General features: G+C 36.9%; 7 protein-coding genes. 5 read left to right on the forward strand and 2 right to left on the reverse strand.

Annotated elements, in window-relative coordinates; translation table 11 throughout:
- The first annotated feature begins 18 nt into the window (after positions 1-18).
- The 5 genes from ACFIKH_RS02680 (at position 19) to ACFIKH_RS02700 (ending at position 8,636) form a co-directional block, all read left to right on the forward strand.
- The gene (locus ACFIKH_RS02680) at positions 19-1,050 is read left to right on the forward strand and encodes an AAA family ATPase (protein WP_375625768.1); all 1,032 of its coding nucleotides are present in this window, start codon (positions 19-21) and stop codon (positions 1,048-1,050) included.
- Positions 1,051-1,962 carry a DUF58 domain-containing protein gene (locus ACFIKH_RS02685; RefSeq protein ID WP_375625766.1) on the forward strand — a complete coding sequence of 304 codons (912 nt, stop codon included), beginning with the start codon at positions 1,051-1,053 and terminating at the stop codon, positions 1,960-1,962.
- Positions 1,959-4,757 carry a DUF4159 domain-containing protein gene (locus ACFIKH_RS02690; RefSeq protein ID WP_375670937.1) on the forward strand — a complete coding sequence of 933 codons (2,799 nt, stop codon included), beginning with the start codon at positions 1,959-1,961 and terminating at the stop codon, positions 4,755-4,757. Before ACFIKH_RS02685 ends, ACFIKH_RS02690 begins: the two co-directional genes overlap by 4 nt.
- On the forward strand, positions 4,754-6,850 hold the full coding sequence (locus ACFIKH_RS02695) for a glutamine amidotransferase (protein ID WP_375625762.1): 2,097 nt from the start codon (positions 4,754-4,756) through the stop codon (positions 6,848-6,850). Before ACFIKH_RS02690 ends, ACFIKH_RS02695 begins: the two co-directional genes overlap by 4 nt.
- A gap of 895 nt (positions 6,851-7,745) precedes the next feature.
- On the forward strand, positions 7,746-8,636 hold the full coding sequence (locus ACFIKH_RS02700) for a metallophosphoesterase family protein (RefSeq protein ID WP_375625089.1): 891 nt from the start codon (positions 7,746-7,748) through the stop codon (positions 8,634-8,636).
- 1,376 nt (positions 8,637-10,012) lie between these two features.
- Here ACFIKH_RS02700 and ACFIKH_RS02705 read toward each other — a convergent pair.
- Both ACFIKH_RS02705 and ACFIKH_RS02710 read right to left on the reverse strand, forming a co-directional pair.
- Positions 10,013-10,831: an outer membrane protein gene (locus ACFIKH_RS02705; RefSeq protein WP_375670939.1), complete on the reverse strand. Its 819-nt coding sequence runs from the start codon at positions 10,829-10,831 to the stop codon at positions 10,013-10,015.
- Between the two features lie 665 nt (positions 10,832-11,496).
- Positions 11,497-14,442, reverse strand: a complete 2,946-nt coding sequence (locus tag ACFIKH_RS02710) for a bifunctional [glutamine synthetase] adenylyltransferase/[glutamine synthetase]-adenylyl-L-tyrosine phosphorylase (protein ID WP_375625759.1) — start codon at positions 14,440-14,442, stop codon at positions 11,497-11,499.
- Positions 14,443-14,467: the final 25 nt, after the last annotated feature.

The following is a 14,467-nucleotide window of genomic DNA, read 5'->3' on the forward strand; positions in this document are numbered from 1 at the left end:
ACGCCTTAAGGAAGAAATATGAGTCAACATGATCCATCATCCAATTCTGTAAAAAAGGTCAATATCAATCATGAGGCTCAAGTCATTATTGATGATATTGATACGGCACACAAAGAATTGGATATTTTACAACAAGAAATTGACAAAGTTATTTTTGGGCAAAATCAGGTAATCGAATATGCTTTAATCGCTATTTTTGCTGGTGGTCACGCCCTTCTTGTTGGTGCTCCAGGACTTGCAAAAACACGTCTTGTTGAAACATTGGGAACAGTCTTAGGGCTTGACGAAAAACGCATCCAATTTACTCCTGACTTAATGCCATCGGATATTATTGGTTCTGAAATTATGGATTCCGATAAAGACGGTAAACGTTCTTTTCGATACATTCAAGGTCCTATTTTCACGCAACTTCTCATGGCCGATGAAATCAATCGTGCTTCTCCACGGACACAGTCAGCCCTTTTACAAGCTATGCAAGAATATCATGTTACTGTTGCAGGGAACCGTTATGATTTGCCACAACCTTTTCATGTTCTTGCAACGCAAAATCCTCTCGAACAAGAAGGAACCTATCCACTTCCTGAAGCGCAACTAGATCGCTTTTTGATGCAAATCGATATTGACTATCCTGACCTCACAACAGAGCGACGGATCATTTTAGAAACAACAAAAGAAAAGAAATCAAATGCAAAACCAATTTTATCTGCCAAAAAATTGCAAAAAATTCAAAATATCGTTCGCAAAATGCCTCTTTCAGAAAATGTGATCGAAGCTATTTTAAAAATTGTCCGCTCAACTCGCCCTCATAAAGACAATAGCCTTGCTAATACTTATGTTTCTTGGGGACCTGGTCCACGGGCATCACAAGCCCTTTCACTTTGTGTTCGCGCCCGTGCTCTTTATTATGGACGCTTAGCCCCCTCACTTGATGATGTTGAAGCATTGGCCTATCCCGTATTACAACACCGCATGGCTCTTAATTTTTCTGCCCGTGCTGAAGATATAACCGTAAAAGATATTATCAATAATCTTGTGAAAGATGCTCTTTGAATGGCTATTGGCAAAAAAGTTTTACAAAAGCCTCCATTGTCGCTGGCAAATGAACTCCATAAGGATATTGGCAAAATGCCATATTTCCTTTTACAAGCGCGTCATATCGCTAATACACTGATAACCGGATGGCATGGACAACGTAAACGCGGTAATGGGGAAAACTTTTGGCAATTTCGTCCCTATATGGAAGGAGAATCCATTACCCGCATTGATTGGCGTCGCTCAGCGCGTGATGAAAATACGTATCTCCGCGAACACGAATGGCAAATGACACAAATCGTTTGGCTCTGTCTCGATCAGAGCGCATCAATGCATTACTGTTCGCGCTTTTCTAAAATCTCTAAAGGTAATCATGCCATTATTCTTACCCTTACCCTAGCATCACTTCTTGCTCGCAGTGGCGAACATATTGCTATTCCAAACTTAATGTCCCCCACAATGACATCAAATGTCGTAGAGCGAATAGCCTTTGCTTTAGAAAATCATTCAGATGAAAATTCATTTCCGGATTTTTCAACGATTACACGCTTTTCACATGTCGTTATAATGAGTGATTTTCTCGACTATCCTGAAAAAATCATCCAACATTTAACTGTTTTAACTACAAAACAGGTGACAGCTCATTTAATTGAAATTTCTGATCCCGCAGAAGAAAGCTTTCCCTACACAGGCCACACAGAATTTTTTGATCCTGAAACGAAAGAGAAACATGTTTCCACAAAAGCAGAAGATCTTCGTAAGAACTATTGTAAACTATATCACGCAAGGCGACAAGAATTGGCAAATTTTTGCGCACGCCAAGGATGGTCTTATCATGTTAGTACAACGGATCAACCTTTAACAGAGACCATTTTTTATCTTGCAAATACAATGGGCGGCTCTCCATTGCAAAAAAGGGGGGCGCTTTGAGTTTTTCTGCTCCCTTTCTGTTACTAGGGCTTTTATTCCTACCGGTCATTTGGTGGCTGTTGCGGATAACTCCTCCATCTCCGCGTAAAGAGCTTTTCCCTCCGTTACGCTTCTTACCCAAACCGACTCATCAGCAGGAAACAGCAAAACATACACCTTGGTGGTTGCTCTTGTTGCGTTTAACCATAGCGGCACTTGTTATCATAGCTTTAGCACGCCCCACGTGGAATCAAAAACCAATCAGCTTTTCGGGATCTCAACCCCTTGCACTCATTATTGATAATGGTTGGGCTTCTGTAAAAGAATGGAAAAAGCGCATCTCTATCGCTGAAATGCTCCTTACACAGGCAGAAAAACAGCAAAAAAATATTTACCTTGTTGCAACGGCTGAAAATGATATCTCCAATATAGAGCCCCAACCAGCTAAGATTATAAAACAGCATTTAATGCATTTGCAACCGCGTCCTTGGTCTGTCAACCGTGTGCATGTCTTAAAAAAACTCAGAAAAATAACCAAAGGAAAACCTCTTGATATTGCTTATTTAAGTGATGGATTACAAACAAATGAAGATGAGCAAACTTTTGCTTTGCTTGAAGAATTAAAACCTGAAAAATTCTTATGGTATTTGGCGGATATTTCCGATTTAATCGGTATAACATCCGTAGAAAATAATGATGGAAGTATGGTCGCGCGTATTATCCGCTCAACAACACACGGCAAAACTTCCGCTACACTCAACCTCTACGATTCAAACAATCAACTTCTCGGTCAATTTACGAAAAATTTTTCTGAAGGAGAAACAACAGCTCTTGTCCCTTTTGATGTACCACTTGAACTACGCAATGACATCGCTTGGATAAAAATGAATAATCAAAACCATGCTGCTGCAACTTTCTTGGTAGACAGCCATAATAGGATAAGCCGTGTTGCTCTTCTATCACCCGATACCAATGAAATGGCACAGCCTTTACTTTCTCCATTTTATTACATTATCAAAGCATTACAGGAATATACACAGCTTATAACCGCCGGTGGAAGAGAGCTTTCAACGGATATTGATTATTTGCTTAAACAAAATCCATCTGTTTTCATTATGAGCGACATGGTTAACATGCCTGAAAAAGCAGAAAAAAAACTTTCTGATTTTGTGAATAAAGGGGGAACACTCATCCGCTTTGCAGGAGAAAAACTCAGTAGTGCAGAACATTATGATAGTCTCCTTCCGATACCGCTGCGTCAGGGTCAACGTTTCCTTGGAAGTATTATGTCTTGGACGAAACCACAAAAGCTTGCTCCTTTTGCAAAAAATAGTTTTTTCTTTGATCTCCCTTTTCCAGAAGATGTCTCTGTCTCGCGCCAAATCCTCGCAGAACCAGCCCCAGATCTTTTTGAAAAAACGTGGCTTAGCCTTGCGGATGGAACCCCTCTTATTACCGCAGCAAAACGTGGTAAAGGAACCCTCATTCTCATTCATGTTGCTCCTGACCCAACATGGTCTAATCTTCCTCTTTCTGGCTTTTTTGCACAAATGTTGCAAAAACTAATCACATTAGGGTCTCACGAAAACACCAACCTAACACATAGAGAAAAAAGAACAATGTTACAAAACCCGTGGCGAACCATAGCCGCTGACGGACAATTACAAGTACCGCCCTCTCATGTTGTTCCACTGGTCTTTGACTCTCAAAATCCACCCCATCCTTCCTATAATACTCCCCCAGGACTTTATGGTGTCAAAAGCGATTTTTATGCACTCAATCTCTTAACTCATTCGTCGCACTTGATGAAACAATCATCATTGCCAACTTCTCTTAATAAAAGCCCTTTATCTTACGATACAAAAGAAAAAAATCTTATCGGTCCACTTTTAGGATTAGCCATCTTATTATTCGCCTTTGACAATTTTCTCATTTTATGGATGGGAGATATTTTTTCTTTCATGAAACGGCGTAATATATTTCTCCTCCCTTTTATAAGTCTTATTGCCTTATTTTCATATGATCCAACACTTCATGCACAAACGAAAGAAAATCATCATGATAGTGTACAAGCTGCTGGTGCAACACATCTTGCCTATGTTATAACCAATAATCATGAAATTGATACAACGAGTAAAAGTGGTCTAGAAGCGTTAAGTCAATTTATCGCAGAACGTACAATGCTTACCCCAGGCTCTGTTACAGCACTTGATCTCGATAAAGATGAACTCTCTTTTTATCCTCTTATTTACTGGCCAATTGATGTTAAGAGTCCTATACCTACCCCCAAAAGTCTTGAAAAAATAAATAACTTTATGAAACATGGGGGAACAATTTTATTTGACACACGCGATCAGATAAAGAGTAATCTTAATCTTGAAGGAGATGCCACTCCAGAAACGCAACGATTACGAGATATCTTAAAAGAGTTAAATATTCCATCCATTGAGCCAGCATCAACGGATCATGTTGTTGCACGTTCTTTTTATATTATGCCAGATTTTCCTGGTCTCTACCGTGGTTCACCTTTATGGATTGAATCCTCATCAACAAACAAAAAAAATAAAAATTCTCTTGCTAGCGGTGATAATGTAAGTTCTCTTCTCATCACCGCCAATAACTTTGCCGGGGCTTGGGCACTCGATGAAAAAGGGACATGGAAATATCCCCTTGTTCCCAATGATCCAATGCAACGTCTATGGGCATTTCGTGCAGGTTTAAATATTGTCCTTTATGTTCTTACAGGAAACTATAAAGCGGACCAAGTTCATGTTCCAGCACTCTTGGAACGCTTTAAAAGAGAAAGAAGGCAATGATATCATTTTTCACTTTTCAGCCTTTTTTACCACTCATTTGGATTCTGTTCTTAAGTGGAATATCAATGCTTTTTGTCGTTGTTGGTCTTGTTACGCAACGTCAAGGTTCTTTATTTCGTCTGATGGCATTAAGCGCCCTCATCCTTGCTTTGCTCAATCCAATGATCATAAAAGAACAGCGCGAACCACTGAAAAGCACCGTAGGTATTGTTATTGACCGCAGCAAAAGCCAAACATTTGGAACACGTACAAACGACAGTGATGAAGCGCGCGCGCAATTAACGCAAGCATTAGCGCATTATCCACAATTTGAACCACGCTTTATTGAAGCTGGAAAACTTGCTGATAATCAGTATGCGCCCTCAACGAATTTGTTTGAGGCTTTAAAACAAGCAGTATCTGATGTACCGCCCTCTCGTTATGCAGGAACCATTTTTATCACCGATGGACAAGTGCATGACATTCCTGACCTATCAGACCTTCATCATGAAGCCCCTCTCAATGCCCTGATTACAGGGCACTCAGATGAATTTGATCGCCAAATCAAGTTTATTTCTCCTCCACGCTTTGCCCTTGTCAACAAACCACAAACGCTCTCCATTTTAGTAGAAGATAAAGGGCCAGCCCAAAAAACAATACCGCAGAAAGCAAATATTACACTAAGCGTCAATGGACAAGACATTGGCCATTATTCTGTGACTCCTGGCGTGATTTTTCAAACTGAAATTACCCTTCCTCATGCTGAAAAAAATATTATCCAAGTGATAACCGATCCACACAAAGGTGAACTAAGCTTTGAAAACAACCGCGCCATAACAATTATTGAAGGAATCAGAGAAAATTTACGCGTTCTTCTTATTTCAGGTGCTCCTTATAATGGAGAACGGACATGGCGAGACCTTTTGAAAGGTGACTCCAATATTGATCTTGTTCACTTTACTATTTTACGTCCTCCCACCAAAGCAGATAATACGCCCTTAAGCCAATTATCCTTGGTGGTCTTTCCGACAAGAAAACTCTTTGTTGAAGAGATTAATAACTTTGATCTCATCATCCTTGATGGCTACCAGCACTCTGCTGCTCTACCCTTAATCTATTATGATTATATCGCCCAATATGTACAAAAGGGGGGTGCATTGCTGATGGTAACAGGACCTGAATTTACAAAAAACAACTCACTTGCGAAAACACCTTTAATAAGCATTCTACCGGCATTGCCCAATGGAACTATTATTGAAAAGCCTTTTCGCCCCACATTAACCAAAGAAGGTGAGCGCCATCCTGTCACAAGGGGACTTGCAACACTTAACCTTCCAGCTTCTCAATGGGGGCAATGGTTGCGACAAATTGCTATTCAAAACATAAATAACGGAATCGCCCTCATGAAAGGAGCCGATGAACAACCACTTTTACTTCTCGCGCATGTTGATAAAGGACGTGTAGGCATGTTGCTCTCCGATGAAAGTTGGCTTTGGGCACGAGGTTTCGAAGGCGGCGGTCCTTATGCAGCTCTTTATCGTCGTATTGCCCATTGGCTCATGAAAGAACCAGAGCTTGAGGAAGAAAAATTAAGTGCAACTAGCAGCCATCATCATTTAACAATTCGCCGCCAAACTCTAAAAGACCATCCAGAACCCGCTGAAATAACCTTTCCTTCTGGAAAAAAAGAAAATATCACTCTCACCAAAGAGCAAGAAGGTCTCTTCAGCGCAACCGGGACCACTGATGAAACAGGAATTTTTACCATTAAAAATGGCGATTTAACAATACTTTCTTCTGTAGGGATACTCGATAATCTTGAATTGTTTGACTTAATTTCAACACAAGAAAAACTAGCTCCCATTATTAAGCACACCGGTGGTTACATCGGACGGTTACACCCTGAGGGAAAAGAAAACATTCATCTTCCTCCATTCAAGCTGATTCAATCAAAAATAAACCCGTCTTCTTCCCCAGCACATTCAATTGTTCTGAAAGAAGCGACAGAAACCCGTTTAATTAATACCTTTTATTTTTCGATATTTTCTGGTTTCTTGGCGCTGCTTGCTTGCCTTTTACTGTTGAGCAGCATGTGGTATCGTGAAAGCCGTTGAAAAATCTGAAATTTCATATAATAGTCTTAAAATTCAGCTTATTTTTTTGTGTATTTTCTTGTCTTTTACAATTAGATAAAAACATTGATCTATAATGATAATTTATCATTATTGTCATATTGAGTTATTATTCCCTGTAGGGTTTTTCTTTTTTGTAATACTTTCTATATTAAATTAATTAAAATCACTCGCTTGCACATCATTAAAAGAGATCTGTATGAATAAACACCATTGAAGAAAAGAGTAAAGTACCTCTTATGAATCCTCTTAAAGCAAGGATTTTCACAAAATTGGGAGGGAATAGTATGATGGTTTTACTTTGCACCTTGTATAAATGTAAAATGGTGGCGCATAATAAGCCTTATAAACGAGACTTTTCATAGAATTGAGAACTTTCGTGAAATGCGATCAAGCGCACTGGGAAATATCTCTTCAAAACAAATATATGAATGTACAACACAATGATATTTTATTTGGGATCTTCTTCTTGAATCGTTCTGTTTTGCGTGAAAAAATCTCCCGTTAAAAGCAATACATGGCAGCCAAAAACCGTAAAAATTCCTGATAAATACAATACATTCTTTTGCATTTTATACTGAATAATTAGATTTTTTATGATAATGTGTGGTCGTATGAAAGCTGTTTAAAAGTCTTAAAACTTTATGACCATCATTTTAAAGTCTATCCCATCATAGAAAAAACATATCGGCTACCAAGAATGATATGTTGTATTATGTTGTTCTTTTCATAAAAAATACAATACAGCGTTAATTCTTAAAAGAATTTTCTCATATTTTCAACAAGCTATTTTTCATTTTACAATCCTTCTTGCCTTTAAGTATCAACTTATCTTATGCTTATTATCTAAATCATTTTTAATACTCTACGAGCTTTTATGTTTTATCTTGCCCATATATCGGATGTACATCTTTCCCCTCTCCCGCAACCTTCCCTTTTTGAACTTTCTGGAAAGCGTCTTACCGGTTATCTGAATTGGCAAAGAAAACGTAAGAGTCAAATGGTAACAAATGTCCTAGAAACTTTAATAGATGTCTTGAACAAAAAAAAACCTGATCATCTTGTGATCTCTGGTGATCTTGTTAATCTTGCTCTAGATAAGGAATTTGAACAAGCACATCGTTGGCTACTTAACTTAGGACAACCTCAAGATATTTCCTTGACATTTGGAAATCATGACGCCTATGTCCGCGGTGCTTTCCAAAAAGCATGTACTCTTTTTAAACCTTGGATCACAGGTGATGTCCCTCAAAAAAGCGCCTTTCTTTTTCCTTATATGCGCATTCGCAAAAATGTCGCCATCATAGCAACTTCTTCAGCCATCGCGACACCACCTTTTCAAGCTTCTGGTTATTTTGGTAAAATGCAAGCGCAAACTTTACCGCTCTTTTTAAAGGAAGCAGCACAGCGTAACCTTTTTCGTGTCGTCATGATTCACCATCCCCCCTTTCCCAAGGCAACATCTTGGCATAAAAAACTACGAGATATAAAACGTTTTCTAGACGTTATCAAATATCACGGTTGCGAACTTATTCTTCACGGACATACTCATTTACCCACATTGAATTACATTGAAGGACCAATTAAAAAAATTCCTATTGTTGGTGTTCCTTCCGCATCACAAGCTTTTGGTGATAAAAAACCACCCGCAGGCTTTAATTTATTTTCCATTGAACACTTACAAAATCAATGGCACTGCCAATTGCAACGTTATAGCATTATCAACCCTCAAAACGAGATTGCATGTATTGAAACAATTAATCTTTAAACACCTTCATAGTTGCCAAAACAACCAAAAACGAAAATATTTTTATTTCATATCCCTTTGGAAATCATAATTCTTATTTCCCTTTTTCTCCTTAAAAGACAAAGTTTCACTTTCTCTGTCGATAAATTAATTTCTCTCAGAGAATTCTATCTGCTACCCCTCTTATATGACTGGCTTTACAAGCTCATCGGTCTATTTCCTTCCCGTCCTAAAGGACGAAAACTTCTACCACACCTGATCTATAAATAATCCAGATTCTTGTCGCACAGATTCCACCTGCTAATTGTGCATGTGATTGACTTCACAAAGTTCTACACACAAATCATGCCTTGAATTTTATCATACACTCCTCCAAAAGCATCTAATGCGCAAAATCCTTATACCACTACAGTGATGTATATTCTATAGAATAATAGAGAACCTCATTCAGATTCTATACCTGAAAATCAATAACTAAAGTATATAATTTCAATAACCAAACATACTTGTAGTTCATGAACAAATGATGTTGATTGATTTATCGTCAATACAGATTTATCGTAAATATATTTTAAATAATCCCCTACTATTTCATTCGACATTTATTATCGTACATTTAAAAGATTTATAAAAATAATAGATTCTATTTCTATAATAGGCATAGTTAATAATGTTTTTTATGTCTCGATAAATTCATAATTTGCTATCTATTTTTTCCTATAAATCACTTTATAATAATCTTTATAGATATTTTATTAATATAAATTATTATTATTAAGTTTTATTGCGGATGTAGTTTTACGTGCTTTAACGATTTTTTGTTATTAAATAAATATCTTACGACAATGAAAAACAGAAACGTCGATTGTATGAGAGGTATTTCAAATAAAACAAAACGCAATTAAGTTGCCAATTCATGTGTTTGTTTTAAAAAAGCATCTTTTAAAGCACCCAAATCCATTTCCCACAGCACCTATGAATAATGTAATGATAAGTCCATTTAGCAGCACCATCTTTACGTTTATGAAAAAGCCAGCTAGTATCAAAATCTCACACTTTGCCAAGTCCCAATGCAGCGACAGCCTTTGGCACTTGAGAAGGTTCATAAGGAGTATTTTTATTCTTTCTTTCATGTTTTTTATCTCACGGCTCTCCCTCCTTTTGACGTGCAAAAGACATGGTTTTCACTGGTTCAACATGGTATAGGTTTAAAATGAGAAAATCTTATGATACTTGGGTCTCTCACTCAACATGAAAAAGTAAATTATATTTATAAATAAACGTATTGTTCGAATAAAATAGTAACTCTTTTGAGTGAAGGATATTTCACTGCACATATCTAAAAAATAAAAGCCTCATTCTAAAATGAGACTTTTGAATTTTTAATTCGGCAAAAACTAAAATTTATAAGCTACACCCACGCGGAAATCGTTTGTCTTGTAGCCCATTTCAAATTTATCATGCACGAACTTCTTCTTACCAAAATCTGAATAACGGTATTCTGCACGCACAATAACATTATCAGCCATTGCAAAATCAACACCACCTCCGAGGGTATAACCAATCATGGTCTTTTTTTCATCATGCAACCAATCAGAAAAATTAACTGCTCTGTTGTTGCTGTCAGCAACTAACCCAAAAATATTCTGAAGTTGCGTATAAGCAATCCCTCCAGAAACATAAGGCATTACACGCTCAATCGCAAAACCAACTCTCACCCGCGTAGCACCAGCCCATTTTTGTTTTAAAGTATGACGTACAGCTTCAATAGGTATTGTCGAATCCTCCTCATGAGAATCTCTTGTTAGATTTGCTTCTTCTGAAGAATCTTCTTCAGTTTGACTTTTTTTGGGTCGATTAATATCTTTTGTACCCTTTTTATCAGACCACATAATATCCGTATCAATACCTATAATAAAACCATTATCGATATCAATATTGGAACCTGCATAAACTCCCCCTATAAAACCAGAAAGTTTAGGTAAATCCTCCTTTCCAATTGGATTCCATATCCCCGTCTCATCTTTTAAATAACTTGCAGTTGTTTTACCTGAAAAGCTACCAATCTGTCCTCCAAGATAAAATCCTGTCCAAGAAAAAGCAGGAGCTGCAATAACAGGAACGGGCTGTTCAGGAATAACCATATCCGCCGCCTGTACTACAGAAATTGAAATTAAAGAAAAGATAGATGTTGAGACTAAATACTTTGTAATCATAATTGCTCCCCTAAAAGCTAATGTGATACATAAATAATAGTAAATAGTTTCACAGTTTTTTTTTAAAATCTATAGCAAAAATGACACAGTTATAAAAAAATAAAATTAGTTTTAATAAATAATATTATAAAAAAATTTAAATATGCTTTATATTTCCATTAATTATTACATATTAGCTTTTATAGCTTCATATTAATCATGATTATACAAATAATTATAATATCAATTTTTTGAAAAAATGAGATATGTAATCAATAAAGATTTTTATCATATTGATTTTAATATTTTGGTATTATTAGTGTAATGAGACATAATCTCTATAAGTTTTTATATAAATATGTACGATAAAAACACTCTTGCATATATTTTTGTGTTGAATATCCCTTAATTCATAAATGTATCTGATATACCGCTGCTTAATAAATGACCCATATGCTTTTATCATACACATGAGATAAGGCTCATAAAGAATATCATTCACTAAACTCGTCACTCATCGCTTTTTGTATAAAGAATGACACATCTAACAGAAATTTTTTTTCATCACACTTGAGAAACCAGTAGAGAACTTCACTCTAACCCTCTCAAGTGTGTAATGAAATAAAAGACAAAAATTAATATATAAAAACGGAATTAATAATTTTTATTATTCTTATAAAATTATTTTAATGTTTCATGATTTTTGTAAAAACTGAACAGACCAATTGCCCAGTTTCTGCAATTAGTTTTTCAACACGAAGCAAATCAGGTTCCCCAACACTATTTAACAAAAGGTCACTTAATCCAGGTGGCATATCATTGGGATCAAGAGAATCATTTAAGCAAAGCCGTATAATTTGACTCAAATTTGTATAAAGATGATAGGCATAATGTAAATCAGCAATACATGACTGATTAAGAAAACTGTCTGGTAAGTGATCTAAAATATCAGCTGTTGTTGCTCCAATTTGAAACTCAATGACATGCGTAATAAGAGAAAATTGAGCAATAAACTCCAAATCCATAATGCCACCAGACATCGTTTTTAAATCCCATTGATTTTTTGGCGGCTTTTCTTTTGCAATCAAGGAACGCATTTCACATACTTCTTTTGCAACTTCCTTCTTATCACGAGAAATAGCAATAATTGCACACACTTCATTTTCTAGCTTTTGTAAAAAATCAGGATCTCCTGCAATGCCTCGAGCCCTTGTTAAAGCAAGATATTCCCATATCCATGCTTCTTGGCGATAATACTTTTTAAAAAATGGAAAAGAAACAGCAACAGGTCCTTTATTGCCTAACGGCCGTAACCTTAAATCAACGACATAAAGAACACCTTGGCTTGTAAGAGTGGATAAAGCAGAAATGAGGCGCTGTGCTAAACGCGTATAATATTGAGAGATATAAAGAGGCTTTTCTCCATCAGATATTTCTGCATCATCATCGTGTTCATAAAGCAAAACGAGGTCAACATCGGAATCTGCTGTTAATTCGCGACTTCCAAGCTTCCCCATACCCAATATGCCAACACGCCCCCCTTTAATACTACCATGAAGACGAGAAAATTCCTCTTGAACGGCAGCAAATGTTTTTGTAATCATAAGATCAGCAAGCGCAGTAAAAGCAAAACCCGCTCTTTCTCCTGTAATTGCACCATTCAAAATTCGAATACCAATTAAAAAACGTTGTTCATCTGCAAAAATTCTTAAATGGTCGAGAATTTCCTCATAAGAAAGAATATTTTCAAGAAAATATTCAAGCCGTTTTTCTAAATACGCTTTTGTTGGTAATTCTGAAAGAATATTCGGATCTAACATTCCATCAAAAACATGGGATCTGCGTGTAATAATTTCTGCAAGACGTGGAGCAGCACCCATAATAAGGACAAGCATATCCAAAAGAGAGGGATTAGACTGTAAAAGACTAAAAAGCTGAATTCCTGAAGGTAAGCCCTGTAAAAAACTATCAAAACGCAACATCGCCTCATCAGCTCGTTTTGTCCCACCAAAAGCTTTCAAAAGAGCTGGTGTTAATTCCGTTAATCTCTCGCGTGCTTCGGCTGATTGCGTTGCTTTATAACGACCACAATGGAGAGTGCGCATAATACGACAAATATCACTTGCTCTTTCAAAGCCTAAACGGCTTAACGTTATTAATGTCTCCGGATCATCTTCTTCACCTGTAAAAACTAAATTACCAATTTCTAAACCAAGTTCTTGCTCATTCTCAAACAGTGCTGCATAATGTTTTTCAACAACCTGAAGTGTTTTTAATAAATCACGGATAAAACTGTTACTGTCTTGATAACCCATTAAATAGGCAACACTCGTGAATTGAGCAATATCATTTGGAAGAAGGTGTGTTTGTTCATCGAAAAGCATCTGAATCCGATGTTCCACATTTCGAAGAAAAGCATAACTTTTTATAAGACTATTTCTTGTTTTCTCACTAATCCAACCAAGCGTGTGAAGTTCTGCTAACATTGCAACTGTCTGACGTCCACGTAATTGAGGAAAACGCCCACCGGCAATAAGCTGTTGTGTCTGAACAAAAAACTCAATCTCACGAATACCACCACGACCTAACTTTATATTATGCCCATAAGCTGCAATTTGACCGTAATTTTTATGCGCATGAATTTGACGTTTGATCGAATGAATATCAGCAATAGCAGCGTAATCTAAATATTTCCGCCACACATAGGGAAAAAGCTCTTTAAGAAAGTTAAAACCTGCCCTCTTATCGCCAGCAACTGGACGTGCTTTAATCATGGCTGCTCGTTCCCAATTTTGTCCACGCCCTTCGTAATACCGCAAGGCAGTCCTTACTGGTAAGGCCAAAGGGGTTGATCCTGGATCTGGACGAAGCCGAAAATCAAGACGAAAAACATATCCTTCCGCAGTGCGTTCTTGAATGATACGGATTAATCGGCGTACCATTTTAGAAAATACGTCAACACTTTCAGAAAGATTACCAATATGAGGTGATGTTTCATCAATGAAAACAATAAGATCAATATCAGAAGAATAATTAAGTTCCCCTGCTCCTAATTTTCCCATCCCTAAAATAATTAAACCACAGTCTTTTTCTGGATTCTCACGGCTTAATAAATTGATCTTACCATGATCATGCGCTTCTCTTAATAGAAAACGCAGCGCTACACTTAATGCTGCTTCGCCCAAACGTGTCAACCAAGCACATGAAACTTCGTAAGTAAAAACACCACTCAAATCAGCTAAAGCAATGAGAACATGCGCTTCTCTTTTTTTGCGCCTTAAAGCAGCCATTAATGAAGTTTCATTTATAGTTTCATCCTTATCAATAGCCGTAATATCATCTATAATTTCGCTCAGCCTTGTTTCTATATCAACATTTAATAAAGCACTAAGATATGATGGATTGGCAATTAAAACCTCACGCAAAAAAGGAGATAAGGTCATAACTGAACTGATAAAATCAATCTGCGTTCCACTCTCTAAGATAAGGGAAATAAGAGATTCTAAACCTTCTTCCCTTGCTTGTTCTTCCATGTCTTTTAACCATTGGGAACCACTTTTATCGAGAGGGCATAAAGGGAGAAGCTGTGTTTTTAAAAAAGCTTGTTTCGTCTGCGCTCCCTTGAAAAGCATTTTGCCTTCCTTTCTATTGCTTTAT

Source organism: Bartonella sp. SD1336NMGDW, from assembly GCF_042193565.1.
Taxonomy (GTDB): Bacteria; Pseudomonadota; Alphaproteobacteria; order Rhizobiales; family Rhizobiaceae; genus Bartonella; species Bartonella grahamii.

Excerpts from the sequence above, each read along its gene's own strand:
- ACFIKH_RS02680 (WP_375625768.1), top strand. The coding sequence starts at position 19 with ATGAGTCAACATGATCCATCATCCAATTCTGTAAAAAAGGTCAATATC.
- ACFIKH_RS02685 (WP_375625766.1), top strand. The coding sequence starts at position 1,051 with ATGGCTATTGGCAAAAAAGTTTTACAAAAGCCTCCATTGTCGCTGGCA.
- ACFIKH_RS02710 (WP_375625759.1), bottom strand. The coding sequence starts at position 14,442 with ATGCTTTTCAAGGGAGCGCAGACGAAACAAGCTTTTTTAAAAACACAG.
- ACFIKH_RS02700 (WP_375625089.1), top strand. The coding sequence starts at position 7,746 with ATGTTTTATCTTGCCCATATATCGGATGTACATCTTTCCCCTCTCCCG.
- ACFIKH_RS02705 (WP_375670939.1), bottom strand. The coding sequence starts at position 10,831 with ATGATTACAAAGTATTTAGTCTCAACATCTATCTTTTCTTTAATTTCA.
- ACFIKH_RS02695 (WP_375625762.1), top strand. The coding sequence starts at position 4,754 with ATGATATCATTTTTCACTTTTCAGCCTTTTTTACCACTCATTTGGATT.